This is a genomic window from Burkholderia sp. 10_S31, from assembly GCF_056930375.1.
In genome coordinates this window covers 2936570-2962651 of sequence record NZ_JBXOWK010000003.1, presented here as the reverse complement: position 1 = coordinate 2962651, position 26082 = coordinate 2936570, and the positions used below count along the sequence as shown (strand labels likewise).

The following is a 26082-nucleotide window of genomic DNA, read 5'->3' as shown; positions in this document are numbered from 1 at the left end:
CGGGCGCAGGCCTGACTTTATTCGTCGCATTTTTCGTTTTTCTCAGTCGATGTCGAACAGCAGACAGCACCAAGGCCACTTCGCGCGCAAGCGCTTCGGGCAGAACTTCCTCGTCGATCACGGCGTGATCGACTCGATCGTCGCGACGATCGGCCCCGCGCGCGGCCAGCGAATGGTCGAGATCGGCCCGGGGCTCGGCGCGCTCACCGAGCCGCTGATCGCGCGTCTCGCGACGCCCGAGTCGCCGCTGCATGCGGTCGAGCTCGACCGCGACCTGATCGGCCGCCTGCAGCAGCGTTTCGGCGCGCTGCTGGAATTGCACGCGGGCGACGCGCTCGCGTTCGACTTCCGCTCGCTCGCGGCACCCGGCGACAAGCCGTCGCTGCGGATCGTCGGCAATTTGCCGTACAACATTTCCAGCCCGCTGCTGTTTCACCTGATGACGTTCGCCGACGCGGTGATCGACCAGCACTTCATGCTGCAGAACGAAGTCGTCGAACGGATGGTCGCGGAGCCGGGCACGAAGGCGTTCTCGCGGCTGTCGGTGATGCTGCAGTACCGCTACGTGATGGACAAGATGCTCGACGTGCCACCGGAATCGTTCCAGCCGCCGCCGAAGGTCGATTCGGCGATCGTCCGGATGATTCCGTACGAGCCGCACGAACTGCCGGACGTCGATCCCGTGCTGCTCGGCGAAATCGTCACGGCCGCGTTCTCGCAGCGCCGCAAGATGCTGCGCAATACGCTCGGCGACTACCGCGAGACGATCGATTTCGACGGGCTCGGCTTCGATCTCGCGCGACGCGCGGAAGACGTGAGCGTGGCCGAGTATGTCGGCGTCGCGCAGGCGCTCGCGAAGGTGCGCAAGACCGCGGAGTAGGGGCAACGCGCGCGTCGCATGCCGGCTCGAGGTTCACGAGGCTGCCCTGACGGGCAGCCTTTTTATTTTCCCGGGCCGCTTTCGTCCGTTTTCGTCCATTTCATCGAGGCGGGACGGCGGCCGCGCGGCGCTACGCGCGCCGGCGAGGCGGCGCGTTGACGAGCGCGATCCCGGTCAGCACCAGCGCGGCCGCCGACATGAAGCGCCAGCCGACCGATTCGCCGAGCAGCAGCACGCCGAACGCGACGCCGAACAGCGGCGACAGGAACGTGAACACGGACAGTCGCGACGCGCTGTAGCGCGTGAGCAGCCAGAACCACGACAGATAGCTGACGAACGCGACGATCACCGACTGGTACGCGAGGCTCGCGAGCGCGAGCGGCGTGACCCGCGCGAACGACATCTGGCCGAGCAGCGCCGCGAGCACGACCAGCACGACGGCCGAAACCGCCAGCTGGTAGAACAGCGTCTTGCTCGCGCTGGCCCGCGCGAGCGACGTCGAGCGCACGACGACCGTCGTCGCGGCCCACATCGCGCCGCCGAGGATGCCGAGCGCGTCGCCGGCGAGCCCCGCCAGTACCGACGCGCCGGGCGCGCGCGGCTTCAGGAAGCCGTCCGCGAACGCGAGCGCGATGCCGGCGAACGCGAGGCCGACGCCGGTCCACTGGACGCGCTGCAGTCGCTCGCCCGGCGTGAACAGGTGCAGGCCGAGCGCCGTGAAGCACGGTGCCGTGTACAGGAAGATCGCCATATGCGACGCGCTCGTCAGCGTCAGCCCGAAGAACACGCAGATGAACTCGCCGGCGAACAGCGCGCCGGCCGCGATACCCGCACCGAGCGTGCCGTCCGCGCGGAACAGCGGCGTGCCGCGCGAGCGCGCCCAGCCCCACAGCAGGAGCGCGGCGATCACCGAGCGCAGCCCGGCCTGGAACATCGGCGGGATCGCGGCGTTCGTGCTCTTGATTGCGACCTGCTGGAAGCCCCAGATCGCGCACAGCAGCAGCATTACGCCGACGGCACGCGTGTCGAGCGCGCGGCGCACGGACGACCCGGCGAGCGCGGTCATCGGCGGACCTCGCCGATGCGGCGGGAGAGGGGGATGGACATGGGAAGCGGCAGCGGCGGACGGACGGCGCGTCCGGCACGCTTGAGTCGGCGGTTTCGCACGGCAGGCAGTGTGGCTGAACAGGATGGGAGGGTGGTCGCGTTCCGGCGGCGGACGGCATGCCCGCTTTTGGTGCGAGGTGGGACGATGTTACCCGATCGGCGGGGGCGACGGGGGCAGGCAAGCAGGTTGGTTTCTACCGGTGTACGGGCGTCGGGCTTGTCGTGCGGATGCTCGGTATCGGTTTATCGGTCGGCGGCAGGCCGGGCGCCGGCGGCGGGATTCACGTGACTCCGGTAGAATTTCCGGTTCTGGAAAGTCCCCACAGGAGTACAACACATGCGATTGCTGCATACGATGCTGCGAGTCGGCGATCTCGACCGCTCGATCAAGTTCTACACCGAATTGCTCGGCATGAAGGTGCTGCGCCGCGACGACTATCCGGAAGGCAAGTTCACACTCGCATTCGTCGGCTACGAGGACGAAAGCACGGGCACCGTGATCGAACTGACCCATAACTGGGACACGCCGGCCTACGATCTTGGCAACGGCTTCGGCCACCTGGCGCTGGAAGTCGACGACGCCTACGCGGCCTGCGACAGGATCAAGGCGCAAGGTGGCAAGGTGACCCGCGAAGCGGGCCCGATGAAGCACGGCACGACCGTGATCGCGTTCGTCGAGGATCCGGACGGCTACAAGATCGAGTTCATCCAGAAGAAGGCGCACTGAGCGCGGGATGAGCGGCTCGCGGCGCACGATGTGTGTCGCGGGCAACGAAAACGGGCGATGCGGAGGAATCCGCATCGCCCGTTTGCATGTTCGGTGCGACCGATCGCGTTACAGCGACGGCAGCAGCTCGGGTGGGTGATGCTTGAGCGTGTGCCGCGCTTCACGGAATTCCGGGAAGATCGATTCGACGGTCTGCCAGAAGGCCGGGCTGTGGTTCATCTCGCGCAGGTGCGACAGCTCGTGCGCGACGACGTAGTCGATGATCGACATCGGGAAATGGATCAGCCGCCAGTTCAGCCGGATCTTGCCGTCGCTCGAGCAACTGCCCCAGCGCGTCGCGGCTGACGACAGCGCATACATCGAATACGTGACGCCGAGCTTTTCCGCATAGACCACGAGGCGTTCGCCGAAGATCCGCTTCGCTTCGCCCTGCAGCCAGCCCTGCACGCGATCCTTGATCTGCTGCATGTCCGCCTGCGCAGGCAGCGGCAGCGACAGCCGCAGCGCGTCGGCGTCGAATGCGACGGCGCCCGCGCCGAGCGCGATCGTGACCGTCTTGCCGAGATACGGGAGTTGCGCGCCGTCACGCCAGTCGATCTGCGGCAGCGCACGCTGCTCGGTGCGGGTCTTCCACTCGGCGAGCTTCGCGAAGATCCAGCGCTGCTTTTCGGCGATCGCCGCTTCGATGTCGGCGAGCGTGACCCAGCGCGGCGCGGTGATCGACAGCCCGCTGCCGTCGATCGTGAAGCCGATCGTGCGGCGCGCGGAGCGCTTGAGCCGGTATTCGAGCACGCGGCTGTCGAGCGCGAACGTACGGACGCGAGAGCGATCGGGCGCGGGGCCCGGATCAAGCGGCGCCGTGGGCACCGCGGGAGCTGCAGCCGCTTCGGACGGCGTGGACGGCGCGGCGGGCGCCGACGGTGCCGGCGACGCCGCGGCCGGCCCGTCGAAGAGCGGCAGGTCCATCTGGCGATGATCGAGGGCCACGACGGCAGGCCGTGGCCGCGGACGCTTTTTCATCAGTTCGCTTCTTTTTGTCGTACGCAACGGCTGTAACCTAGGGGGCGTCAGACTCGCGCGGCATCGCGCGTGCCGGCATTGCCCGCCTGGCGATACGAATCCGGATCGATGCGGCGCATTTCCGCTTCGATCCATGCTTCGACCTGCGAGTTCAATACGTCGGGCGTCTTGCCGTCGACGGGAATCGGCTTGCCGATCGACACGGTGACGACGCCCGGAAACTTCGTGAACGAATTGCGCGGCCACACACGACCTGCATTGTGCGCGATCGGCACGACCGGCGCGCCGGTTTCGATCGCGAAGCGCGCGCCGCCCGTCTTGTACTTGCCCTGCTTACCGACCGGCGTGCGCGTGCCTTCCGGGAACATGATCATCCATGCGCCTTCCGACAGGCGCTTCTTGCCCTGGCGGATCACCGACACGAAGGCGTTCTTGCCTTCCTTGCGGTTGATGTTGACCATGTGCAGCATCCCGAGCGCCCAGCCGAAGAACGGCACGTACAGCAGCTCACGCTTGAACACGTAGCAGAGCGGCTTGGGCATCAGCGCTGGAAACGCGAGCGTCTCCCACGCGGACTGGTGCTTCGACAGCAGCACGGCCGGGCCGTCGGGCAGGTTCTCCATCCCTTCGATCCGATAGCGGATGCCGTTCAGCCAGCGCACGACCCACAGCGTCGACTTGCACCAGCCGGCCGCCATCCAGTAGCGCGCGTCGGGGCGCATGAACGGGAACGCGATGAAGCACGCGGTGGCGTACGGCACCGTGTACAGGATGAAGTAGATCAGCAGCAGCAGGGAGCGGACGAAGCGCATCGGCGTGGGTCTGACTGTAAGGAGGATGCGCGCGGCGGCCGCATCACTCGTGTTCGTGTGAAAGGAAGTCGAGTGCGAACGCGCGCAGGTCGTCGTGGACCTTCGTGCCGTCCGGCAGATTGCCCGCGGCGAGCGTCTTCTTGCCCTTGCCGGTCAGCACGAGGTGCGGCCGGAAGCCGACCGCGACGCCGGCCTGCAGGTCGCGCAGCGAATCGCCGACGACCGGCGTGTGATCGGGATCGATCTCGAAGCGCTCGGCGATCATCTGCATCATGCCGGGCTTCGGCTTGCGGCAGTCGCAGTGATCTTCCGACACGTGCGGGCAGAAGAACACCGCGTCGATGCGTGCACCGACCGCGGCCGCCGCGCGATGCATCTTCAGGTGCATCGCGTTGAGCGCGGCCATGTCGAACAGCCCGCGGCCGATGCCGGACTGGTTGGTTGCGACGACCACGCGATAGCCCGCGTGGTTGAGCCGTGCGATCGCCTCGAGGCTGCCGGGCAGCGCGATCCACTCGTCGGGCGTCTTGACGAACGTGTCCGAATCGACGTTGATCACGCCGTCCCGGTCGAGGACGACGAGCTTGCGGTTGAGGCTGGTCGGCATCGTTCGGCCCTTATGCGGCGAGCTTCGAGATGTCGGCGACGCAGTTCATCTGCTGATGCAGCGCGGACAGCAGCGCGAGACGGTTCGCGCGCAGCGCGGGATCCTCGGCATTGACCATCACGTCGTTGAAGAACGTGTCGACCGGCGCGCGCAGCGCGGCGAGCGCCGACAGCGCGCCCGTGTATGCATGCGCCTCGAGCTGCGACTGCACGTGCGGCGTCACGGCCGCGAGCTGTTCGTGCAGCGCCTTTTCGGCGGCCTCGACGAGCAGCGTCGGCTGCACCGCGCCGTTCGCGCCGCCTTCGGACTTCTTCAGGATGTTCGAGATCCGCTTGTTCGCGGCCGCGAGCGCTTCGGCTTCCGCGAGGCGCGTGAATTCGCGCACCGCGTCGAGGCGCGCGACGAGATCGTCGACGCGCGTCGGGTTCAGGCTCAGCACCGCATCGACTTCGCCGGCCGAGTAGCCGCGTTCGCGCAGCAGGCCGCGCAGGCGGTCCATGAAGAACGCGAAGATCGCATCGGTCGATTCGGCGACGCCCGGCACGCCTTCGAAGCGTGCATGGGCCGTGCGCAGCAGCGACACGAGATCGAGCGGCAGCTGCTTCTCGAGCAGCAGGCGCAGCACGCCGAGCGCGTGACGGCGCAGCGCGAACGGATCCTTTTCGCCGGTCGGCGCGAGGCCGATGCCCCAGATGCCGACGATCGTCTCGAGCTTGTCGGCCAGCGCGACGGCGGTCGATACCGGCGTGGTCGGCAGCGCATCGCCGGAGAAGCGCGGCTGGTAGTGCTCGGCGCACGCGAGCGCGACGTCGTCGGGTTCGCCGTCGTGACGCGCGTAGTACGTGCCCATCGTGCCCTGCAATTCCGGGAACTCGCCGACCATGTCGGTCAGCAGGTCGGCCTTCGCGAGGCGCGCGGCGCGCTTCGCATGCGCGGCATCGGCGCCGATCGCGGGCGCGATCTCGCCGGCCAGCGCCTCGAGGCGCTCGACGCGCGCGAGCGCCGAGCCGAGCTTGTTGTGATACACGACGTTCGCGAGCAGCGGCACGCGCTCGGCGAGCTTCTTCTTCTTGTCCTGCTCGAAGAAGAACTTCGCGTCGGCGAGGCGCGGGCGCACGACGCGCTCGTTGCCTTCGACGATCTCGCCCGGCGTCTTCGTATCGATGTTCGACACGATCAGGAAGCGCGAGCGCAGCTTGCCGCCGACGTCGGTCAGCGCGAAGTACTTTTGGTTCGTCTGCATCGTGAGGATCAGGCATTCCTGCGGCACCTGCAGGAATTCGTCCTCGAAGCGGCACGGATAGACGACCGGCCATTCGACCAGCGACGTCACTTCGTCGAGCAGCGATTCGGGCATCACGACCGTGTCGCCGTTCGCGTGTTCGTTCAGCTGCGTGCGGATCGTTTCGCGGCGATCGGCGAAGTGCGCGATCACGCGGCCCTTGTCGCGCAGCGTGTCGGCATACGCGCGCGCATGCTGGATCGCGACGAGGCCGTCGGACAGGAAGCGGTGGCCGAGCGTGGTGTCGCCGGCATCCACGCCGAATGCGGTGACGGGCACGATGCGATCGTCGTGCAGCACCGTCAGGCGATGCACCGGGCGCACGAACTTCACGTCGGAGCCGTCCGGGCGCTGGTAGGTCATGACCTTCGGGATCGGCAGCTTCTCGAGCGTCTCGTCGAGCGCGGCCTGCAGCCCGTCGGCGAGCGTCGCGCCGGCCGCGGAATAGTTGACGAAGAACGCTTCGGCCTTGCCGTCCTGTGCGCGCTCGAGATCGGCGATCGACAGGTTCGGGTGGCCGAGCGCCGCGAGCTTCTTCGCGAGCGGGGCGGTCGGCTTGCCTTCGGCGTCGAGCGCGACCGATACGGGCAGGACCTTTTCGCGGACCTGCTTTTCAGGCGCGACGGCGCGCACGTTCTGCACGACGACCGCAAGGCGGCGCGGCGTGGCGTAGCGTTCGAACACGAGTTCGCCTTCGACGAGGTCGCGTGCCGCGAGGCGTTGCGCGAGGCCTTCGGCGAATGCGTCGCCGAGGCGCGCGAGGGCCTTCGGCGGCAGCTCTTCGGTCAGCAGTTCGACGAGCAGGGGGGCGGGATGATTGTGCGTCATGTCTGGAATAAATCTCGTCTCGTCAGTCCTGATCGATCTTGCGTTCGACCTTGAGCGGCGGCGCCCATGCCGGCTGGGCGGCGTCCTGGGCGTCGGTGGTGAGGCCCGGCACGCCCGGCGGATTGCCGAGCATCGGGAAGCCGAGCTTCTCGCGCGAGTCGTAGTAAGCCTGCGCGACGAGACGCGACAGCGCGCGGATGCGGCCGATGTATGCCGCACGCTCGGTCACCGAGATCGCGCCGCGCGCGTCGAGCAGGTTGAACGTGTGGCCGGCCTTCAGCACGAGTTCGTACGCGGGCAGCGCGAGCTGCGCGTCGATCATCTTCTTCGCTTCCGCTTCGTAGCTGTTGAAGAACGTGAACAGCAGGTCGACGTTCGCGTGCTCGAAGTTGTAGGTCGACTGCTCGACCTCGTTCTGGTGGTAGACGTCGCCGTACGACAGGCGGCGCAGCTCGGGGCCGTTCGGGCCTTGCTCTTCCCACTCGGTCCATACGAGGTCGTACACGTTCTCGACCTTCTGCAGGTACATCGCGAGGCGCTCGAGGCCGTAGGTGATCTCGCCGAGCACGGGCTTGCAGTCGAGGCCGCCGACCTGCTGGAAATACGTGAACTGCGTGACTTCCATCCCGTTCAGCCACACTTCCCAGCCGAGGCCCCACGCGCCGAGCGTCGGGTTCTCCCAGTCGTCCTCGACGAAGCGCACGTCGTTCTGCTGCAGGTCGAAGCCGAGCGCTTCCAGCGAGCCGAGGTACAGGTCGAGGATGTTTTCCGGCGCCGGCTTGAGCACGACCTGGTACTGGTAGTAATGCTGCAGGCGGTTCGGGTTCTCGCCGTAGCGGCCGTCCTTCGGGCGGCGCGACGGCTGCACGTAGGCGGCGCGCCACGGCTCGGGGCCGACCGCGCGCAGGAACGTGTGGACGTGCGACGTGCCCGCGCCGACTTCCATGTCGATGGGCTGGAGCAGAGCGCAACCCTGCTTGTCCCAGTAGGACTGCAGCGTCAGGATGATTTGCTGAAACGTAAGCATGAAGAGCCTTCGTGGCGCTGGCGCTCCGTTGCGGGCGGCGCTCCGGGCGGGGCCCGGAGGGTCGGCTCGCGCGGCGGCGCGGCTTGTTAGTGTGCTTAAACGTGCAATTTTACCGGATCGGCGACCGGATGCGGCCGGAACGCGGACGAAGAGGCCGTTGGCGGTGTTCCGGCGCCCCGTGCGCGGGGTGTCGATGCGTGCGGGGCGGTCGCTCGCACGACGTCGCGATGCGCTTGCCGCGTGGCTGCCGCGCCGCTGTGCGCGGGCGTCAAGATGCGCGTATTGCGGTGCCGCGCGCCGCTTGCCGCGTGATCGATTGCCCACGCCGGACCGCATGGACGATTCGAACGACCTCCTCATTCCACCGATTCTGTACCCGCAGCCTGCGTTCGGAGCATGGGCGCCGGTGATGGAAGCGCTCGGGCGCGATCCGCGTGGACCGGCCGCGCAGGCGAAGCGGCCGGCCTGAGCGGCCGGCCGATACGTCACGCGTTCCGGTCGTCGCCGGCCTTCGCGCTGTTGCGGCGGCGCAGGCCCGGCCCGAACGTGAAGCCGAACGCGAGGAGCACGAGCGACACCGCGAGCACGATGTTGTTGCCGCTCGTCACGTACGGCGTGAAGCCGCTCGTGCCTTCGATCAGCACGTCGAGCGAGCCGATCGTGAACGGCTTCAACTGGCCGAGCACGCGGCCGTGCGCGTCGATCGCGGCCGTCATCCCGGTATTGGTCGAGCGCAGCATCGGCCGGCCCGTTTCGAGCGCGCGCATCCGCGCGATCTGCAGGTGCTGGTCGAGCGCGATCGTGTCGCCGAACCACGCGAGGTTCGTCACGTTGACGAGCACGCCGGGCGGCTGCGGGTTGTCGCGGATCGTTGCGGAGATTTCCTCGCCGAACAAGTCCTCGTAGCAGATGTCGGCCATCACCGGCTGGTTGTGCACGAGGAACGGCTTCTGCACCGGCGCGCCGCGCGCGAAGTCGCCGAGCGGCATCTTCATCAGGTCGACGAACCACCGGAAGCCCCACGGGATGAATTCGCCGAAGGGCACGAGATGGTGCTTGTCGTAGTGATAGATGTCACGCGAGTGCGGTGTCACGCCATACAGGCTGTTCGTGTAGTCGACGTAACGGCCTTCCGGCGTCACCGACGCGCCGACCGCGCCGAACAGCACGGCCGAGCCCGTCGTGTCGCTGAACTTGCGGATCGCGACGGCGAACGGCTCGGGCAGCTCCTGGATCATCACCGCGATCGCGGTCTCCGGCGTGACGATCAGGTCGGCCGGCTTCTCGACGATCATCTGCTGGTACATCTTGATCGCCGCGTCGATGCCTTCCTGCTCGAACTTGATGTCCTGCTTCACGTTGCCCTGCAGCAGCCGCACGGTGAGCGGCGCGTTCGCGGGGACGGTCCACGTGGCCTGCGACAGCCCGACGCCGGCCGCGACCAGCGCGACGGCGATGGCGGCCGGCGCGGCGATACGCACGCGCGCGTTGCCGCCGGCGTGTTCAGGTGCGGGCGACCGGCGCGCGGCGACGAGCGCCTGCACGACCAGCGCGGCGAACAGCGCGAGCACCCAGCCGATCCCGTATACGCCGACCACCGGCGCGAAGCCCGCGAACGGGCCGTCCACCTGCGGATAGCCGCTCGCGAGCCACGGAAAGCCGGTAAACACGGTGCCGCGCAGCCATTCGCCGAGCGCCCATGCGCTTGCGAACGCGAACGCGCCGTGCCAGGTCGGCGAGAACGGCCGCGGGTCGGGTTCGCGCCGATGCCACGCATGGCCCGCACAGAACGACCACAGTCCGGCCGAGAACGCCGGGTACAGCGACAGGTACAGCGAGAACAGCACCAGCGCGCCGCCCGCGAGCGGCGCGGCCATCTCGCCGTACACGTGCATGCTGATGTAGAGCCACCAGATGCCGCTGATGAAGTTGCCGAAACCGAACGCGCCGCCGGTGAGCGCGGCGCCGCGCCAGCTCGACGTGCGGGTCAGCTGGGCGAAAAACCAGACGAATACGACGAGCTGCAGCCAGCCGCCGTGCGGCGTCGGTGCGAAGCTGAGCGTATTGGCCGCGCCGGCGAGCAGTGCGGCGGGATAGTGCCAGCGCGGCAGCGCGCGGCCGGGCGCCGGCGCGAGAAGACCGCCAGCCGGGCGGGACGGGATCGGATCGTCCATGTGAAGCGAAAGAGGGCGAGCGGTTGAAGGAGACGCGGCCGGCGCGAGACGGTCAGTCCTCGTGCGAGGTTTCGGCGCGGCGGCTCGCGAGCGGGTTGCGGCGCACCAGCAGCACGTGGACCTGGCGCGCGTCGCCGCGCTGGATCTCGAACACCAGGTTGCCGAGCTGCAGCTTCTCGCCGCGGTGCGGCACGCGGCCGAAATGATGGGTGATCAGCCCGCCGATCGTGTCGACCTCGTCGTCGGGGAAGTCGGTGCCGAACGTCTCGTTGAACTGTTCGATCTCGGTGAGCGCGCGCACGCGGTAGCGGCCGTCCGGCCCCGCGATGATGTTGCCGGCTTCCTCGTCGAAGTCGTATTCGTCCTCGATGTCGCCGACGATCTGTTCGAGCACGTCCTCGATCGTGATCAGGCCCGCGACGCCGCCGTATTCGTCGACGACGATCGCGAGGTGATTGCGGTTCACGCGGAAGTCGTGCAGCAGCACGTTCAGGCGCTTCGATTCGGGAATGAACACGGCGGGGCGCAGCATCCCGCGCACGTCGAATTCCTCTTCGGCATAGAAGCGCAGCAGGTCTTTCGCGAGCAGCACGCCGATCACGTTGTCGCGATTCTCCTCGTACACCGGGTAGCGCGAGTGCGCCTTCTCGAGGACGAACGGGATGAAGTCTTCAGGCTTGTCGGCGATGTTGATCGCGTCCATCTGCGCGCGCGGCACCATGATGTCGCGGGCGCACAGGTCGGACACCTGGAATACGCCTTCGATCATCGATAGAGAATCGGCGTCGATCAGGTTGCGTTCGTGGGCGTCCTGGAGGATTTCCAGCAGCTCGGCCCGGGATTCCGGCTCGGGCGAGATGAAGTCGGTCAGGCGCTCGAGCAGCGAGCGCTTTTCTTGCGGTTTGTCGGTTGACTTACGACTGGGATACGAATCGTTCATGGTGGTGCGCCCGGGTCATGCCGGAGCGCGCGGTCACGGAGAAGGCAAGGATACACCAAGGGCATGGCGCGGCTGTGTCACACCGGCCGTCCGGCCGGGGCAGGCGGCGCGCGCGAGCCCGCTCGGGAACGGCCGCGCCGTCCTTCGTATCCATCCTATCTCAGAAAGGAGCGCCGGGGCAGCAGTGGCAAAAAAGCGGAGCGCAATGGCGACCGGCAGGCCGGTCGGCGGAGGCGGCATTTCGTCGCGGGCTGGGCGGGCCGGGCGGGCGCCGGCCTGTCGGGCGTCACCGGCACCGCGCGAGCAGCCCTTCGAGCGCGCGATCGGGGATGCCGCTCGCGCGCAGCGCGTCCACGGTGCGGCTCACGTAGTCGAGCGTCGTGCCGTAGCGGCCGGCCGCGCAGCTGAACACTTCCCGCACGACGGGGTCGGTCAGCTTGCCGGTGTAGGTCGGCACGTCGCGGCGCATCACGAATGCCAGCGCGCTCACGCGTTCGCCGGTCTCGAGCGAGCACGGCAGCCACGCGGGCCGGTACGAGCCCATCGGCATCTCGCGTTTCCACAGCGTCTCGAGATGCGGCTGCGCGGTCGGGCCCGCGAGCCGGAATGCGATGCCCGAGCATGAGCCGCCGCGATCGAGCGCGAGCACGAGGCCCGGACGTTCGGGTGTGCCGCGGTTCACGCGCGACCACAGGTAAAGCCCGCGATGGTAGCCGTGTACCTTGCCGCGCACGGCGGCGGCGGTCGGCAGCCCGGGGTTCCAGATCAGCGAGCCATAGCCGAACAGCCAGAGATCCTGCTGGCCGTCCCAGTCGCGCATCGTGTGCGCGAGCGACGCCGCGAGCTCGTCGTCCGTCAGCAGCCGTCCTTCGCCGATCGACGGCGGATACGCGGGCGGCAGCGTCGCGGCGTGGCGCATGGTACGGACGCCTCTTACCGGTAGGGGTTCGGGAAGCCGAGCTTTGCGAGGATGTCGACTTCGAGCGCTTCCATTTCGGCGGCGTCTTCGTCGCTCGTCTCGTGATCGTAGCCCTGCGCGTGCAGCGCGCCGTGCACCAGCAGGTGCGCATAGTGAGCCGCGAGCGGCTTGCCTTGTTCGTGCGCTTCCTTCTCGACGACCGGACAGCACAGCACGAGATCGCCGATCACGGTGCCGTCGGGCGCCGGGTCGTACGCGAAAGTCAGCACGTTGGTCGGGTAGTCCTTGTGGCGATAGCCGGCGTTCAGCGTGCGGCCTTCATCCTCGCCGACGAAGCGCACGGTGAGCTGCGCGCTCGCGAACAGCGCAGGCTCGATCCATTCGGCGATCAGCTTGCGCTTCGGGAGCGCCTTGCGGACGTCGCCGGTGATTTCGTCGCCATACTGCACGGACAGGTCGAGCTCCAGCTCGCGCAGCTCATCCGCCATTTCCGCGATTTCCTCGTCGCGCGGTGCGGGTTCGGCACCCACGTGCAGCGTCACGCTGTCGTAATGCTCGGGCTGCAGCGCGAGTTTCGCGCGCATGGCCGGATCGTTGTGCTGCGCGACGATCGCGACGGCCGCCTCGCCCGAGCTGCCCGACAGGTCGAACATCAGGCTGCGGCCATCGGGGAAGTCGATTCGAAGCCCTTGCGCGTCGACGGTCCGGGCCTTGCCCTTCGCATCGAACAGCGAAAGACGGGGGGAATCGGGCGCGGCGGACTGGTCGCGCCCGGACTTGCGAGAACGGGAAGATTTCATGACGGGTGCGGCGATTGGAACGCGTTGAGGATACACCAAACGGCCGATCGCTCCCGAATTCGAACCGGCCGCGTGCGGACCAAAAAAATGCCCGGCGCGCCGTCGGGCGGGCCGGGCCGATGGCCGGTGCGGCGCGCGGGCGCCGCCCGTGCTTCACGCGTCCTTGTGCTGCGCGTGGAAGTCGTCGTACGCCTCGACGATGCGCGCGACGAGCGGATGCCGCACGACGTCCGCGCTCGTGAAGCGCGTGAGCGCGATGCCGCGCACGCCGCCGAGCACCTGCTGCGCCTCGATCAGGCCGCTCTTCTGCGCGCGCGGCAGGTCGACCTGGCTCGTGTCGCCGGTGACGACGGCCTTCGAGCCGAAGCCGATCCGCGTGAGGAACATCTTCATCTGCTCGGGCGTCGTGTTCTGCGCCTCGTCGAGGATGATGAACGCGTGGTTCAGCGTGCGGCCGCGCATGTACGCGAGCGGCGCGATCTCGATCATCTGGCGCTCGAACATCTTCGCGGTCTTGTCGAAGCCGAGCAGGTCGTACAGCGCGTCGTACAGCGGCCGCAGGTACGGGTCGACCTTCTGCGCGAGATCGCCCGGCAGGAAGCCGAGCCGCTCGCCGGCCTCGACGGCCGGGCGCGTCAGCACGATCCGCTTGACCTGGTCGCGTTCGAGCGCGTCGACCGCGCACGCGACCGCGAGGTAGGTCTTGCCGGTGCCGGCCGGCCCGATGCCGAACGTCACATCGTGCTGCAGGATCTGCTTCAGGTATTCGCGCTGCGCGGGCGTGCGGCCGCGCAGGTCGGCGCGCCGCGTGTAGAGCTTCGGCGCCGGCTCCTCGTCGGGCGCTGCGTCGTCGAGCTGCACCGCGGGTTCGTCGAACGGATGGTCCGGGTCGCCGCGAAAGCGTACGTCGAGCGTGTCCTGGCGGCCGTTGCCGTTGGTGTGGCGCACTTCGACCAGCGCGAGCTGGATATCGTCGACCGACAGCGGATCGCGCGCGCGGTTGTAGAAGTTCTCGAGCGCCGCGAGCGCGAGCTTCGCGCCGCGCCCGCGGATCGTGATCCGGTGGCCGCGCCGCGCGAGCGTGACGTCGAGTGCCTGCTCGATCTGCCGCAGGTTCTCGTCGAGCGGGCCGCAGAGGTTGGCGAGGCGCGCGTTGTCGTCGCGCGGCGCGGTGAATTCCAGTGCTTGGACGGTCTTCAAAGTAGCGTCGGGCTCCTGTGGAACGTCAGTCGGTCAGTGGGTGGCCGCGCTCGCGTCGTCGCTCACGAGCAGGAGCTCGCCGCGCAGCGAATGCGGGTACGCATGGTTGATCTTCACGTCGATCATCTGGCCGATCAGGCGCGGGTGCGACGCGAGCGGCGCCGGGAAATTCACGACCCGGTTGTTCTCGGTGCGGCCCGACAGTTCGTTCGGATCCTTGCGCGACGGGCCCTCGACGAGGATCCGTTCGACCTTCCCGACCATCGACCGGCTGATGCGTGCGACGTTTTCCTCGATGGTCGCCTGCAGATGTTGCAGGCGTTTGAGCTTCACTTCGCGCGGCGTGTCGTCGTGCAGGTTCGCGGCCGGCGTGCCGGGACGCGGGCTGTAGATGAACGAGAAGCTGGTGTCGTAGCTCATCTCGTGCACGAGCGCCATCATCTTGTCGAAATCTTCCTCGGTCTCGCCGGGGAAGCCGACGATCATGTCGGTCGACAGCGACAGGTCCGGGCGGATCGCGCGCAGCTTGCGGATCACCGACTTGTATTCGAGCACCGTGTAGCCGCGCTTCATCGCCATCAGGATGCGGTCGGAGCCGTGCTGGACGGGCAGGTGCAGGTGGCTCACGAGCTTCGGCACCTTTGCGTAGGCGTCGATCAGGCGCTGCGTGAATTCCTTCGGGTGCGACGTCGTGTAGCGGATCCGCTCGATGCCGGGGATATCGGCGACGTATTCGATCAGCGTCGCGAAATCGGCGATTTCCGTCGAGCCGGCGGTCAGCGCGCCACGATACGCGTTCACGTTCTGGCCGAGCAGCGTGACTTCGCGCACGCCCTGGTCGGCGAGGCCGGCCACTTCGGTCAGCACGTCGTCGAGCGGGCGCGACACTTCGTCGCCGCGCGTGTACGGCACGACGCAGTAGCTGCAGTACTTCGAGCAGCCTTCCATGATCGACACGAACGCGCTCGGCCCCTCGACGCGCGCGGGCGGCAGGTGGTCGAACTTCTCGATCTCGGGGAACGTGATGTCGACCTGCGCACGGCCGCTCTCGCGGCGCGCGTCGATCATCTGCGGCAGGCGGTGCAGCGTCTGCGGGCCGAACACGAGGTCGACGTACGGTGCGCGCGACACGATCGACGCGCCTTCCTGGCTGGCGACGCAGCCGCCGACGCCGATCAGGAGGCCCGGCTTCGCTTCCTTCAGCTCGCGCACGCGGCCGAGGTCGGAGAACACCTTTTCCTGCGCCTTCTCACGCACCGAGCACGTGTTGAACAGGATGATGTCCGCGTCTTCCGGGGTATCGGTCTTTTCGAGGCCTTCGGCCGCGTTGAGCACGTCCACCATCTTGTCCGAGTCGTACTCGTTCATCTGGCAGCCGAAGGTCTTTACGTAAACTTTTTTCGTCATGGAGATTCGCCGTTCGCAGTGGTTGACCTGGGGGCGTCGTCAAGAGTGAATCGGGACGGCTGCTGCCGGTGCAGCGGTTCGTGCCGGTGCTGCGTGGCGGACCGGGGCGCGCAGCGCGCGCCGGGCGCGCCTGTCGTGAACGCGTGAACTCGTGAAAAGCCGTCGGGAAAGCCTTCCATTATAGCTTTACGCGCCGTCCCGGGCGGGCGGCAGGTTGCAGTCGCACGACGTCCGCCCGGTGCGCTCCGACCCCGATATGACGGCGCGGCGGCCGTCAGCGGCACGCGTTCAGCAGATCGTCGAGCGCCGCTTCCTCGCGCGCGAAGCGTTCGGCGAGGAAGTCGAGCAGCACGCGCACGCGCGGCGCCATGTAGCGCTTGCCGGGATAAATCGCGTGCAGAGGCGCACCCTGGTGCCGCCAGTCGGGCAGCAGGACCTTGAGCCGCCCGGCGCGGATGTCGTCGGCGACATCCCAGATCGAGTTCAGCACGATGCCGTTGCCGCGCAGCGCCCACTCGCGGGCGAGGCCGCCGTCGTTGGTCTCGAATGCGGTGGCGAGCGGCACCGTGCAGGTCTGCGTGTCGTCGCCGCGCGTGAAGTGCCATGTGTTCATCGGCCCCGACGTCACCGTGATCACGTTGCACGGAAAGCGGGCCAGGTCATGCGGATCGCGCGGCACGCCGTGGCGTGCGACGAACGCCGGTGCCGCGCACGGCACGCGCCGGTCCGCGGCGAGGCGGCGGGCGACGAGCGCGCCGTCGGGCGGCGCGGCGAAACGGATCGCGAGGTCGATCTCGTCCTGCCACAGGTTCACCGTCGAGTCGGATGCCGTCAGCGAAAACGTCACGTCCGGGTAGCGCGCGGTGAATTCGTCGAGCCAGTCGAGCAGCCGGCGGCGGCCGAAATCGGACGTCGCCGACAGCCGCACCCGGCCGCCGACGACGTTGCGGCCTGCCTGCAGCAGCGCGTTTGCATCGTCGAGCGCCTGCAACGCCTGGCGGCAGCCGCTCAGGTACAGGCGGCCCTCGTCGGTGAGCCGCAACTGCCGGGTCGAACGGTCGAACAGCCGGGTGGCGACCGCGGCCTCGAGCTTCGCGAGGCGCGCGCTTGCGGCGGCCGGCGTGAGGTTCAGCTTGCGCCCGGCCGCGGTCAGGCTGCCCAGTTCGGCCGCCTCGACGAACAGCCGGATGTCGCCCAGTCGATCCATCGGATTTTCCAGAATCTTTTGAAAATGGTTCAAATGCCACGCCAATTATCAAAGATAGGCGTATTCGGGACAATGCGCGCACATCCCGCTTCTTGTGCGGTGCGGCACCGAGACGGCGCCGCTCCCGCCGCCTTCCGGAGAACGTCATGCCCATTCCACTACTGGCGCTTGCAATCAGCGCCTTCGCCATCGGCACCACCGAATTCATCATCATGGGGCTCTTGCCCGAAGTCGCGCACGACCTCGCCGTGTCGCTGCCGTCGGCCGGCCTGCTGGTCACGGGCTATGCGCTCGGCGTCGCGGCCGGCGCGCCGCTGCTCGCCGTGCTGACGAGCCGCATGCCGCGCAAGGCCGCGCTGCTGTTGCTGATGGCGATCTTCATCGTCGGCAACGTGCTGTGCGCGAGCGCGTCCGGCTACGCGATGCTGATGGTCGCGCGCGTCGTCACGTCGTTCGCGCACGGCTCGTTCTTCGGCATCGGCGCGGTGGTCGCCGCGTCGCTCGTGCCAGCCGACAAGCGCGCGAGCGCGATCGCACTGATGTTCACGGGCCTCACGCTGTCGAACGTGCTCGGCGTGCCGTTCGGCACGTTCGTCGGCCAGCTGCTCGGCTGGCGCGCGTCGTTCTGGATCGTCGCCGCGCTCGGCGTGCTGTCGCTCGGCGGCGTCGCGCTGCTGGTGCCGAACCGCCACGACAGCGGGCCCGTCGGCCTCGGCCACGAAGTGCGCGTGCTGAAGGAGCCGCAGGTCTGGCTCGCGCTGTTGATGACGGTGCTCGGCTTCGGCGGCGTGTTCGTCGTGTTCACGTACATCGCGCCGATCCTCGAAACCGTCACCGGCTATTCGCCGCGTGCGGTCGCGTTGATCCTCGTGCTGTTCGGTGCCGGGCTGACGGTCGGCAACACGCTCGGCGGCAAGCTCGCCGACCGCGCGTTGATGCCGTCGCTGATCGCGATCCTGGTCGCGCTGATGGCCGTGATGGCCGTGTTCGCGAAGACGAGCCACCAGCCGGTCGCGGCCGCCGTCACCGTATTCGTGTGGGGAATCGCCGCGTTCGCGACGGTGCCGCCGCTGCAGGCGCGCGTCGTCGAGAAGGCCGCGAGCGCGCCGCATCTCGCGTCGACGCTGAACATCGGCGCGTTCAACGTCGGCAATGCGGGCGGCGCGTGGCTCGGCGGCCTCGCGCTGGGACACGGCTTCGCGCTCGACGTGCTGCCGTGGGTCGCCGTCGCGGTGACGTTCGCGGCGCTCGTCGTCACGTGGCTCGCGATGCGGCTCGATGCGCGCGCGCCGGCGCGCGGCGCGGCACCGGCTGCGCAGTGAGCGAAGCATCGAGCGGCCGTGCGCCGGCGCAGGGGCGACAGGGCACGGTTCGCGAGGAACGCATTCCTCCGCGATGCTGATAACGGTGTGAAGATAACTTCGTTTGCGGGCTCAGGGCTGGGTGATAGCGTCTCGATACGCGCCGTCCGTGGCGCAACCCGATTCCGGCTTACCCCATTCGCAGGGCCGCACGGCGGCCTGGAGGCCATGCTATGTCTTCACCCCTGGCGCTGGTGCGCGACGTGTCTTCCTCCTTCGAGTCCGGCGATGCCGCCGACGCGCGGACGTTCGCGTCGCTCGACGTCCTCGAGCAGCTCGTCGGCGTGAACCTTGCGCGCTTGCGCGCCGAGCGGCAACTGTCGCTCGATGCGCTCGCGCGGCTGTCCGGCGTATCGCGCGCGATGCTCGCGCAGATCGAGTCCGCGCGCAGCGTGCCGTCGATCAAGGTGCTCTGCAAGATCGCCGCGGCGCTGAAGGTGTCGGTCGCCGCGTTCCTGCGCCGCCACGCGGTGAACGGCTTCGAGCACCTGGCGGCCGAGCGCGCGGCGCGCGTCGTCAGCTCGAACGGCCGCTTCTCGGCGCGTGCGCTGTATCCGGAGGGCGAGCCGGCCGCGGCCGAGTTCCACGAGCTGCGGATCGCGCCGCTGCACACGGAGCCCGGCACGCGCCGCGCACCCGGCACGACGGTCAACCTGGTGGTCAGCGAGGGCACGCTCGAAGTCAGCGTGCACGATCGCCGTCAGTTACTCGCGACCGGCGACGCGATCGTGTTCGACGCCGACCAGCCGTACAGCCTGCGCAACCCGGGCGATAGCGAGGCACGCGCGTTTCGTGTGACGGTGAGCCCCGAAGTGCCGCCGCGCTGGCTCGTGCCCGACGCCGCGCACGCGGCCGGCTGACCGCGTGCGGGCTGGCTCGCCGGGCCGGCGCCGGTTCCGTTCGGGACGGGCGCGCAGGCCGGGTGTCGGCCGTTCGGACGATGCCGTTAGACGGGGTCGTCAGTAAGGTTTTAGGTGAGGTTTGCTGCGCGGCGCGCGCAGCTGAGGTATGCTTGGCCCGCCGCTGCCGGGACGGATTCCGGCCGGCAATCAGTGCGTCTTCAGGGCGGGGCGAAATTCCCCACCGGCGGTAGGCTGGCGTAAGCCGGCGAGCCCGCGAGCGCCCGCGCATCCGCGCGGGGTCAGCAGATCTGGTCGAATGCCAGAGCCGACGGTCATAGTCCGGATGAGAGAAGATGTGCAGATAGTCATGTCCGTCAGGGCCGCTTCGCCGTGCGTGCGAAGCGGGTTGTCGTTCTGTCTGTTTGCAATGCCCTGAAACGTTTTTCGCCCAAATCATCATTGCGAGGAGCGTTTCACATGTCCTTCATGTCCGTTTCGTCGGCCCCCGCCGACGCCTTTGCCGATCTCCCGTTGCTCGATTCCGAACCGGTGCCGCCGCGCATCGCCGCTGCGCTCGACGCGTTGCGTGCGGGCCGCGCGGTCGTGTTGCAGGACGATCACGACCGGGAAAACGAGGCCGACCTGATCGTTGCCGCCGAGCGCATCACGCCGGAGACGATGGCGCTGCTGATCCGCGAGTGCAGCGGCATCGTGTGCCTGTGCCTGACCGACGACAAGGTTCGCGCGCTCGAGCTGCCACCGATGGTGCAGACCAACGAGAGCCGCAACGGCACCGCGTTCACCGTGTCGATCGAGGCACGCGAAGGCGTGCATACCGGCGTGTCCGCGGCCGACCGCGTGACGACGATCCGCGCGGCGATCGCCGACGATGCGAAGCCGTACGACATCGTGCGCCCCGGCCACGTGTTTCCGCTGCGTGCGCAACCGGGCGGCGTGCTGGCGCGTCGTGGCCATACCGAAGGGACGGTCGATCTCTCGATTCTCGCGGGCCTGAAGCCGGCGGGTGTGCTCTGCGAGCTGATGAATCCGGACGGCACGATGACGCGCGGCGACGATGTCGAGCGTTTCGCGCAGCAGCACGGGCTGCCGATGCTGACGATCGCGGAGCTCGTCGAATTCCGCGAGGCGCTGGCGGCCGCGCGCGAGCGCTGCTGCGAACCGGCCTGACGGCCGGTGTGGCGGGCGCGCCGCTGCGCCCGCGATACGGCGTGCGCAGCGAGCCGCACGCCGGTCATGCCGATCCGGCGCGGCCGTCGGTCAGGACTGCACGTCGCCGAATTCGCCGCGCAGGCCGGCCGCGACGAGCGCCGGCAGTTCATCCATCCTGCGCATGATCCGCGTGATGCCCATCGCGCGCAGCGCGTCCGCGTAGTTGTCGGGGATGTGGCTCGCGCCGACGAACGCGATCGTCTTCATGCCCGCCGCGCGCGCGGCGTTCAGGCCCGACACGCTGTCCTCGACGACGATGCAGCGCGCCGGCGTGACGCCGAGCGTGTGCGCTGCATGCAGGTACACGTCGGGGTAGGGTTTCGGCCGCGCGACCTGCTCGGAGCTGAACACGCGATCGCCGAAGATTTCGGTGAGCGATGCGCGCTTCAGCGAGCTGCGCACGCGCACGAGCCGGCTGTTCGATACCACCGCGGCCGGCAGGCCGACCTTCAACAGCGCGTCGCGCACGCCGGTGATCGGCGCGAGCGATTGCGCGAGACCGGTCTCGATGTTGTGCTCGATGGTCTCGATGAAGTTGTCGGGCATCCGGATGCCGAAATGCGCTTCGAGCCCGGCGAGAAAGCGCGACGTCTGCTGGCCGAACGCGGACTTCGCGGCGTCTTCGAAATCGAGATGAGGGAAGGTGGCGGACAGGGTTTCGAACAGCACGCGGTCGGCAATGACTTCGCTGTCGACGAGTACGCCGTCGCAGTCGCAGATAAGGTGATCGAGCATGGTGGTGGAGAGGCGGGGTGTCGGCGACGCCGATCATCCCGCCATGATACGTGCTTTCGCAGCTGCGCCGCGTGACGTTTGGGCGAGTCCGCTTGCGCGACCGGGCCGAGCCGGCGTACCGGATCCGGCCGGTGATCGCGGCATGGCGGCGGCGGTCCGGCGCCGGCCGCCGCCGCGCGTTCGATCTCGGTGGCCTGCGCGCCGTGCGCGTGCGCGAGCGCGTCGGCCGACGGCGCATGACGGTCGATCACGTACTTGAGTTTCGCGCCCGGGTGGCGCGCCAGATTCGCCGCGTGGATCTTCCCGATTCTTCCCGCACCGAACAACGCGAATTCGATCATGGTGTTCTCCTGGTGACTCCGTTGTGTGTCGACGGCGCGCGGCACGCATCGGCCGCGCCCCGTGTTGTCCGTCGGAACGAAGGGTTGATGCCAATGTTCACGGTGGTCCGCGAACGGCCCGGCAGCGGATTCGCGAGGTTGTCGTTGTCCGTGCCGGGACTGTTGCTCGCGACCGGGAAATTCGAGCCGCTCGCGTTGCGCACGTGCGCGACAGTCGCATGGAGCAGCATGCGCGTCGACAGGCTGTACGCGCCGCCGCGGCGCTCAGCGAGCCGCGAGCTCGCCGCGCAGGTAATCGATGCTGGCGCGCAGCCGGTCTTCGATGTCATCCGCTTCGGCGATCTCGTTCGCGAACGGCTCGAACGAGAATGCCCCGTGATAGCCGCGCGCGAGCAGCTCGCGCAGCTGCCGGACGTTGCCGAGCCGGTCGGCGCCGCCGATCAGTACGCGATGGCCGTCGCGCATCCGGTCGACCGGCAGGTCGCTTTCCTCGACACCCGAGATGTGCACGAGGCCCGTCAGGTTCGGGAAGAAGATGTTTTCGCCCGACAGGTGGTGATGGAACGTGTCGTGCACGAGCCGGAATACCTGTTCGCCGGCCGCGGCGTAGATGCCCTTCACCGCGTCCGACTTGCGGCGCAGCGCGCATTCCTCGAAGCCGAGCGGCTCGATGAAGCCGAGGAGGCTGCGCGCGTCGAGGATCGGCTTGAGTGCCTTCAGCGCCTTCACGAGATCGGCGTGGCGCGCGTCGGCGTCGCGCGTGTCGCCGCGGCTGTTGGTCGGGCACAGCACCAGTGCGCGCGCACCGCATTGCGCGGCGTAGTCGGCGAGCAGGGTCGCTTCGTCCGCGCGCTCGGCATTCCATTGCTCGAAGCGCTGCAGCGCGTTGATCGTCAGGATCGTCACGCCGCCGGCTTCGGCCGTCGCGCGCACGGCCGAAGCCGGCGTGCCGTCGGTGATCTCGACGCCGTCGAGATCGTTGCGGATCTCGATCGCGTCGACGCCGAGCCTGCGGCACAGCGCGACATAGCGGTCGAGCGGCAGGCGCGGCGCGCTCATCCGGTTCAGCGAAAAGTGAAAGGCTCGTTGCGTCATCGTTCTGTCCTCAGGTCTCGAGCGGGGCGGGCGAATCAGGTGAAGCTGCGCGCGCTGCTGCCGGCCGGCGTGTCGGGCGGGTCCGCGGCGAGCGCGCGCCAGGTGTCGCGCAGCCATTGCGCGCACGCGACGTTGTTCTCGAAGATCGAATAGCGGGCGCCGCCGCCGTAGTCCGGAAACGGGATGAACTCGCAGCTGATCTGCTCGAGCCGTGTCGGCCGCGCGTGCACCTGCCACTGCAGCAGGTGCCGCAGCGCCGTCTTCCACGTGTCGAGCGGCGCTGCGCGCCATTCGCCGTGATAGGCGCCCGGCGCCGGTTCGACGAACGGGTACTGGATTCCGCGGCCGGGCCGGCCGTCAGCGCGGCGCATCCAGCGGTTCTCCGGATTGTTCGGAATCACGCTGCGCGCATGCGCGTGCCGGACCCAGCCGCGTGCGATCCAGTCGGCGTAGACGGCCGACCGTGACGCCGGGTCGAGCAGGCGGTGCGCGCCGTCGGCCGGCCCGCGCAGGTTCGACGCGTCGAGTTCGGCGCGATTGCCGATCTTGAACAGCAGGTGCGAATGGTCGAGCGTGATCCGGAACGGCACGCCGGCCTGCTCGACGCATTGCGCGACGCGCGCGATTCGCAGGACATCTTCGCTCCACATGTCGACGTGCACTTCGAGGCTCGGCAGGCAGCCGACGGGCTCGCCGCGTTCGTATGCACGCAGGTAGAAGTCGGCGACTTCGCGGTCCGACAGCGGATGGCCGTCCGCGTGGTGCGCGTACAGCTGGCAGTTGAGCACCGTGCTGCCGAACTTTGCGCCGGCGTCGACGATCTCGGCGACGTGCGTTTCGTCACGGCCCGCGCACCAGATGCCGCCGATCACGCGAATCGGCAGCGCATGCCGGTCGACGAGCGCGAAATACGGCGCGAGATCCTCGCCGCGCACCGGGTTCTTCTCGACATAGTCGAACACGCCGGCGCCGGCGATCATCCGGAACCGCTCGGCGGGCGTGGGCAGCGGCAGGCCGTCGTGTTCGAGCACGCCGTCGAGGTTTGCGCCGATGAGGATCGCTTCAGCCATCGTCTCCCGTCCGTTCTGGTTCTGGATGGCTGCCAAATGTACGGACGTGCCGCGCGGCATGCATGACAAACGTTGACGAAAAATCGCCAATGCGGCGGTCGATTTTTTCGCGATGCGCAGCCGCGCGATGCACGGCGAGCGTCAGGCCTGCAGGTACGCGCTGGTGCGTACGTTGGCCGAGCAGAACACGCGGAATTCGACCGGGTCGCCCGGCGGCAGTCGTTCGACGATGCCGCACGCATGCAGCACGTGCTGCAGCGCGGAAATCGCCTGGCCGTCCGGATCCTGGTCGATCGCGATGTCCATCGAGCCGGCTTCGATATAGGTGCGATGCAGGTCGATCATCTCGTGCCCGATCCAGACGACGCGTCCGGCCGCGCCCGCCTTGCGCAGCGCCGCCTCGATACCGGCGGAGCCCGCGCCGCTGTTGTAGATCCCGACGATATCGTCGTACCGGTGCAGCGCGTTCGTGACCGCGCGGTAGCAGCGGTCGTCCTGGTCGAGCGTTTCGACCGGTGCATCGTCGCAGCCGAGGCCGGCGAATGCCTCCTTCAGTTGATCGACGCAGCCGGCCATCCGGTCGGCATGCGCACGGTAGCCCATGCGTCCGCCCAGCAGCAGCACGCGGCCGGGGCGTGTCGCGAGGCGGCCGATGTAGTAGCCGGCCGTGCGCCCGGCGCGGTAGTTGTCGATGCCCGCGTAGTGCACGCGGTCGACGCCGCCGATGTCGGTGACCATCGTGACGACGGTCTCGCCGCGCGCGATCGCGCCGGCCAGCGCGTCGCGCACGCGCGGCGTGTCGCGCGCGGTGACGATCAGCGCCGCGCGCCGGTAGGCGGGCCGTTCAATCAGTGCGGCGGCGCGCTCGTCGTCCGCGGCGGGCAGGATGGTCCGGTGCACGACCACGCGCCGGTCGAGCATCTGCAGCGAGCGCTGCAGCGCCTGCTGCAGCCGCCGGAAGAACGGCGCGTCGGTGTCCGGCAGCAGCACGTCGACGTGGAGCAGCCCGTGCCGCGTGTCGGGCAGCTGGCGCGGCACGCCGAGCTGGCGTGCGGCCGCGACCACGCGCTCGCGCGCCTGCGCGGACACGCTGCCGCGCTCGTTCAGCACGCGGTCGACGGTGGTCGTGCTGACCCCGGCGAGCGCTGCGATCTCGTCGAAGCGCGCCGTGCGCTTGCGCCAGCGCGGCCCGGACGGGTCGGTCATGGTCGTCTCCATGTTGGTCGTCGCCATCGGTGCGTGGCGCTGTCCGGAACGCTAAAGCGATGGCGAAATTTCGTCAACGTTTCGATTGAGCGGGCCATGGCCGTCGCCTAATTTTCAATGCATGACGCAGCGCTCGACGCGCTTCCCGCAAACGAAAAACCAGGAGACACGCGTGGCCCATCCGGACGACCAGGCGCACGATCGCACCGCGGCGGCGCGCCGTCAGGAATACCGAATGATCGGCGGCGCCGGCGAGCGCGCGCAGGCCGCGGGGCTAGTCAACGCCGAGTGGTACCGGTGCCCGGTGTCGCGACCGCTGATGAAGCAACTGATGCAGCGCGACGATGCGCGCGCGATCCGCGACACGCTGATCTGGTACGCGGCGATCGTCGCGAGCGGCGTGCTCGCGTGGCTCGCATGGCGTGCGCATTCCGCGTGGGCGATTCTCGCGTTCTTCGTGTACGGCACGCTGTACTGCAGCCCGGCCGACTCGCGCTGGCACGAATGCGGGCACGGCACCGCGTTCCGCACGCGCTGGATGAACGACGTGCTGTATCAGGTCGCGTCGTTCCAGGTGTTCCGCCGCGCGACGGTATGGCGCTGGAGCCACGCGCGCCATCACACCGACACGCTTGTCGTCGGGCGCGATCCGGAGATCGCCGCGCCGAAGCCGACCGACTGGCTCGGGCTCGTGCTGAACGTGATCGCGCTCAAGCATGTGGCGGGCGAACTGCGCAAGATGGTCATGCTCGCGTTCGCTGGCCGGCTCGACGACGAGGAGCGCACCTACGTGCCCGAATCGGCGTGGCCGAAGGCCGTGCGCGAGGCGCGCATTCATCTGACCGTTTATGCACTCGCGATCGGCGCGGCGCTGTACTCGCGCACGATCCTGCCGCTGCTGTACATCGGGCTGCCGAGCCTCTACGGCGCGTGGCTGTACCTGTACTTCGGCCTCACGCAGCATGCGGGCATGCCGGAGAACGTGCTCGATCACCGGCGCAACTGCCGGACCGTGATGATGAATCCGGTGTTCCGCTTCCTGTACTGGAACATGAACTACCACGTCGAACACCACATGTTCCCGATGGTGCCGTTCCACGCGCTGCCGAAGCTGCATGACGCCGTGAAGGCCGACATGCCGCCGCCGTACAGCAGCACGCTGGCCGCGTATGCGGAGATCGTGCCGGCGCTCGTCCGGCAGACGCGCGATCCGTCCCATTACGTTGTGCGGCCGGTGCCGGACACGGCGCGTGCTTGACCGGCAT

Annotated in this window: 24 protein-coding genes, 1 pseudogene and 1 riboswitch; of the genes and pseudogenes, 7 read left to right on the top strand and 18 right to left on the bottom strand. The window is 68.4% G+C overall.

The genetic code is table 11. The annotated features are described in order from the left end of the window. The first annotated feature begins 49 nt into the window (after positions 1–49). A complete protein-coding gene (gene rsmA, locus AC1Z3W_RS33965; RefSeq protein ID WP_483509386.1) occupies positions 50–880 on the top strand; it encodes a 16S rRNA (adenine(1518)-N(6)/adenine(1519)-N(6))-dimethyltransferase RsmA in 831 nt (276 codons plus the stop codon). A gap of 130 nt (positions 881–1010) precedes the next feature. On the opposite strand, the gene AC1Z3W_RS33960 is transcribed toward rsmA, so the two are convergent. Continuing rightward, positions 1011–1946 (bottom strand): DMT family transporter, encoded by a 936-nt coding sequence (locus AC1Z3W_RS33960; RefSeq protein WP_483509385.1) that lies wholly within the window; start codon positions 1944–1946, stop codon positions 1011–1013. 378 nt (positions 1947–2324) lie between these two features. On the opposite strand from AC1Z3W_RS33960, the gene gloA reads away from it, so the two are divergent. Then, positions 2325–2714, top strand: a complete 390-nt coding sequence (gloA, locus tag AC1Z3W_RS33955; protein ID WP_057926604.1) for a lactoylglutathione lyase — start codon at positions 2325–2327, stop codon at positions 2712–2714. A gap of 108 nt (positions 2715–2822) precedes the next feature. Here gloA and AC1Z3W_RS33950 read toward each other — a convergent pair whose 3' ends face one another. Genes AC1Z3W_RS33950 through glyQ form a run of 5 tightly spaced genes read right to left on the bottom strand, consistent with a single transcriptional unit; the run spans position 2823 to position 8290 of the window. Beyond that, positions 2823–3734 carry a M48 family metallopeptidase gene (locus AC1Z3W_RS33950; RefSeq protein WP_483509384.1) on the bottom strand — a complete coding sequence of 304 codons (912 nt, stop codon included), beginning with the start codon at positions 3732–3734 and terminating at the stop codon, positions 2823–2825. A 47-nt stretch (positions 3735–3781) separates the two neighbouring features. Beyond that, positions 3782–4546 carry a lysophospholipid acyltransferase family protein gene (locus AC1Z3W_RS33945; RefSeq protein ID WP_057926606.1) on the bottom strand — a complete coding sequence of 255 codons (765 nt, stop codon included), beginning with the start codon at positions 4544–4546 and terminating at the stop codon, positions 3782–3784. A gap of 43 nt (positions 4547–4589) precedes the next feature. Further along, positions 4590–5153, bottom strand: a complete 564-nt coding sequence (gmhB, locus tag AC1Z3W_RS33940) for a D-glycero-beta-D-manno-heptose 1,7-bisphosphate 7-phosphatase (protein ID WP_057926607.1) — start codon at positions 5151–5153, stop codon at positions 4590–4592. 10 nt (positions 5154–5163) lie between these two features. Further along, entirely contained in the window at positions 5164–7263 is a 2100-nt protein-coding gene (glyS, locus tag AC1Z3W_RS33935) for a glycine--tRNA ligase subunit beta (RefSeq protein WP_124833636.1), read from the bottom strand. Positions 7264–7285: 22 nt separating this feature from the next. Beyond that, positions 7286–8290, bottom strand: coding sequence for a glycine--tRNA ligase subunit alpha (gene glyQ / locus AC1Z3W_RS33930; RefSeq protein ID WP_011885965.1), 1005 nt, complete (start codon positions 8288–8290; stop codon positions 7286–7288). Between the two features lie 334 nt (positions 8291–8624). On the opposite strand from glyQ, the gene AC1Z3W_RS33925 reads away from it, so the two are divergent. After that, positions 8625–8759 carry a hypothetical protein gene (locus AC1Z3W_RS33925; protein WP_260428261.1) on the top strand — a complete coding sequence of 45 codons (135 nt, stop codon included), beginning with the start codon at positions 8625–8627 and terminating at the stop codon, positions 8757–8759. 16 nt (positions 8760–8775) lie between these two features. Here AC1Z3W_RS33925 and lnt read toward each other — a convergent pair whose 3' ends face one another. The 7 genes from lnt to AC1Z3W_RS33890 form a co-directional block, all read right to left on the bottom strand. Further along, positions 8776–10464: an apolipoprotein N-acyltransferase gene (gene lnt / locus AC1Z3W_RS33920; protein WP_483509383.1), complete on the bottom strand. Its 1689-nt coding sequence runs from the start codon at positions 10462–10464 to the stop codon at positions 8776–8778. 52 nt (positions 10465–10516) lie between these two features. After that, the gene (locus AC1Z3W_RS33915; RefSeq protein ID WP_057926610.1) at positions 10517–11404 is read right to left on the bottom strand and encodes an HlyC/CorC family transporter; all 888 of its coding nucleotides are present in this window, start codon (positions 11402–11404) and stop codon (positions 10517–10519) included. 286 nt (positions 11405–11690) lie between these two features. Continuing rightward, the gene (locus tag AC1Z3W_RS33910) at positions 11691–12323 is read right to left on the bottom strand and encodes a gamma-glutamylcyclotransferase (protein WP_057926611.1); all 633 of its coding nucleotides are present in this window, start codon (positions 12321–12323) and stop codon (positions 11691–11693) included. A 14-nt stretch (positions 12324–12337) separates the two neighbouring features. Continuing rightward, positions 12338–13123, bottom strand: coding sequence for an rRNA maturation RNase YbeY (gene ybeY / locus AC1Z3W_RS33905; protein WP_057926612.1), 786 nt, complete (start codon positions 13121–13123; stop codon positions 12338–12340). Between the two features lie 153 nt (positions 13124–13276). Next, a complete protein-coding gene (locus AC1Z3W_RS33900; RefSeq protein WP_057926613.1) occupies positions 13277–14323 on the bottom strand; it encodes a PhoH family protein in 1047 nt (348 codons plus the stop codon). 33 nt (positions 14324–14356) lie between these two features. After that, positions 14357–15730: a tRNA (N6-isopentenyl adenosine(37)-C2)-methylthiotransferase MiaB gene (gene miaB / locus AC1Z3W_RS33895; protein ID WP_057926614.1), complete on the bottom strand. Its 1374-nt coding sequence runs from the start codon at positions 15728–15730 to the stop codon at positions 14357–14359. A 274-nt stretch (positions 15731–16004) separates the two neighbouring features. Further along, the gene (locus AC1Z3W_RS33890; RefSeq protein WP_057926615.1) at positions 16005–16937 is read right to left on the bottom strand and encodes a LysR family transcriptional regulator; all 933 of its coding nucleotides are present in this window, start codon (positions 16935–16937) and stop codon (positions 16005–16007) included. A 146-nt stretch (positions 16938–17083) separates the two neighbouring features. Between AC1Z3W_RS33890 and AC1Z3W_RS33885 the strand changes: the two genes are divergently transcribed. From AC1Z3W_RS33885 to ribB, 3 genes are all read left to right on the top strand, one after another. Beyond that, complete coding sequence (locus AC1Z3W_RS33885; protein WP_057926616.1) at positions 17084–18259, top strand: MFS transporter; 1176 nt, start codon at positions 17084–17086, stop codon at positions 18257–18259. Between the two features lie 212 nt (positions 18260–18471). Then, positions 18472–19158, top strand: a complete 687-nt coding sequence (locus tag AC1Z3W_RS33880) for a helix-turn-helix domain-containing protein (protein ID WP_057926617.1) — start codon at positions 18472–18474, stop codon at positions 19156–19158. A gap of 192 nt (positions 19159–19350) precedes the next feature. Then, a riboswitch (FMN riboswitch) is annotated at positions 19351–19499 on the top strand. A gap of 118 nt (positions 19500–19617) precedes the next feature. Next, positions 19618–20328, top strand: a complete 711-nt coding sequence (gene ribB, locus AC1Z3W_RS33875) for a 3,4-dihydroxy-2-butanone-4-phosphate synthase (RefSeq protein WP_124621335.1) — start codon at positions 19618–19620, stop codon at positions 20326–20328. Positions 20329–20418: 90 nt separating this feature from the next. On the opposite strand, the gene AC1Z3W_RS33870 is transcribed toward ribB, so the two are convergent. The 5 genes and pseudogenes from AC1Z3W_RS33870 to AC1Z3W_RS33850 all read right to left on the bottom strand — a co-directional run bounded on the left by AC1Z3W_RS33870 (position 20419) and on the right by AC1Z3W_RS33850 (position 24817). Then, complete coding sequence (locus tag AC1Z3W_RS33870; RefSeq protein ID WP_124833639.1) at positions 20419–21105, bottom strand: HAD family hydrolase; 687 nt, start codon at positions 21103–21105, stop codon at positions 20419–20421. 173 nt (positions 21106–21278) lie between these two features. Then, a pseudogene (locus tag AC1Z3W_RS33865) lies at positions 21279–21446 on the bottom strand (Gfo/Idh/MocA family oxidoreductase); the annotation flags it as partial. 264 nt (positions 21447–21710) lie between these two features. Then, positions 21711–22541, bottom strand: coding sequence for a TIM barrel protein (locus AC1Z3W_RS33860; protein WP_175825023.1), 831 nt, complete (start codon positions 22539–22541; stop codon positions 21711–21713). Positions 22542–22576: 35 nt separating this feature from the next. Continuing rightward, a complete protein-coding gene (locus tag AC1Z3W_RS33855) occupies positions 22577–23611 on the bottom strand; it encodes a xylose isomerase (RefSeq protein ID WP_175825024.1) in 1035 nt (344 codons plus the stop codon). Between the two features lie 141 nt (positions 23612–23752). Next, the gene (locus tag AC1Z3W_RS33850) at positions 23753–24817 is read right to left on the bottom strand and encodes a LacI family DNA-binding transcriptional regulator (protein ID WP_483509382.1); all 1065 of its coding nucleotides are present in this window, start codon (positions 24815–24817) and stop codon (positions 23753–23755) included. Positions 24818–24989: 172 nt separating this feature from the next. Here AC1Z3W_RS33850 and AC1Z3W_RS33845 point away from each other — a divergent pair, with 172 nt between their 5' ends. Further along, positions 24990–26075, top strand: a complete 1086-nt coding sequence (locus tag AC1Z3W_RS33845) for a fatty acid desaturase family protein (RefSeq protein WP_173938495.1) — start codon at positions 24990–24992, stop codon at positions 26073–26075. The last annotated feature ends 7 nt before the right edge of the window (positions 26076–26082 follow it).

Coding starts and splice junctions, on each gene's coding strand:
- rsmA (WP_483509386.1), top strand. CDS start 50: ATGTCGAACAGCAGACAGCACCAAGGCCACTTCGCGCGCAAGCGCTTC.
- AC1Z3W_RS33960 (WP_483509385.1), bottom strand. CDS start 1,946: ATGACCGCGCTCGCCGGGTCGTCCGTGCGCCGCGCGCTCGACACGCGT.
- gloA (WP_057926604.1), top strand. CDS start 2,325: ATGCGATTGCTGCATACGATGCTGCGAGTCGGCGATCTCGACCGCTCG.
- AC1Z3W_RS33950 (WP_483509384.1), bottom strand. CDS start 3,734: ATGAAAAAGCGTCCGCGGCCACGGCCTGCCGTCGTGGCCCTCGATCAT.
- AC1Z3W_RS33945 (WP_057926606.1), bottom strand. CDS start 4,546: ATGCGCTTCGTCCGCTCCCTGCTGCTGCTGATCTACTTCATCCTGTAC.
- gmhB (WP_057926607.1), bottom strand. CDS start 5,153: ATGCCGACCAGCCTCAACCGCAAGCTCGTCGTCCTCGACCGGGACGGC.
- glyS (WP_124833636.1), bottom strand. CDS start 7,263: ATGACGCACAATCATCCCGCCCCCCTGCTCGTCGAACTGCTGACCGAA.
- glyQ (WP_011885965.1), bottom strand. CDS start 8,290: ATGCTTACGTTTCAGCAAATCATCCTGACGCTGCAGTCCTACTGGGAC.
- AC1Z3W_RS33925 (WP_260428261.1), top strand. CDS start 8,625: ATGGACGATTCGAACGACCTCCTCATTCCACCGATTCTGTACCCGCAG.
- lnt (WP_483509383.1), bottom strand. CDS start 10,464: ATGGACGATCCGATCCCGTCCCGCCCGGCTGGCGGTCTTCTCGCGCCG.
- AC1Z3W_RS33915 (WP_057926610.1), bottom strand. CDS start 11,404: ATGAACGATTCGTATCCCAGTCGTAAGTCAACCGACAAACCGCAAGAA.
- AC1Z3W_RS33910 (WP_057926611.1), bottom strand. CDS start 12,323: ATGCGCCACGCCGCGACGCTGCCGCCCGCGTATCCGCCGTCGATCGGC.
- ybeY (WP_057926612.1), bottom strand. CDS start 13,123: ATGAAATCTTCCCGTTCTCGCAAGTCCGGGCGCGACCAGTCCGCCGCG.
- miaB (WP_057926614.1), bottom strand. CDS start 15,730: ATGACGAAAAAAGTTTACGTAAAGACCTTCGGCTGCCAGATGAACGAG.
- AC1Z3W_RS33890 (WP_057926615.1), bottom strand. CDS start 16,937: ATGGATCGACTGGGCGACATCCGGCTGTTCGTCGAGGCGGCCGAACTG.
- AC1Z3W_RS33885 (WP_057926616.1), top strand. CDS start 17,084: ATGCCCATTCCACTACTGGCGCTTGCAATCAGCGCCTTCGCCATCGGC.
- AC1Z3W_RS33880 (WP_057926617.1), top strand. CDS start 18,472: ATGTCTTCACCCCTGGCGCTGGTGCGCGACGTGTCTTCCTCCTTCGAG.
- ribB (WP_124621335.1), top strand. CDS start 19,618: ATGTCCTTCATGTCCGTTTCGTCGGCCCCCGCCGACGCCTTTGCCGAT.
- AC1Z3W_RS33870 (WP_124833639.1), bottom strand. CDS start 21,105: ATGCTCGATCACCTTATCTGCGACTGCGACGGCGTACTCGTCGACAGC.
- AC1Z3W_RS33860 (WP_175825023.1), bottom strand. CDS start 22,541: ATGACGCAACGAGCCTTTCACTTTTCGCTGAACCGGATGAGCGCGCCG.
- AC1Z3W_RS33855 (WP_175825024.1), bottom strand. CDS start 23,611: ATGGCTGAAGCGATCCTCATCGGCGCAAACCTCGACGGCGTGCTCGAA.
- AC1Z3W_RS33850 (WP_483509382.1), bottom strand. CDS start 24,817: ATGACCGACCCGTCCGGGCCGCGCTGGCGCAAGCGCACGGCGCGCTTC.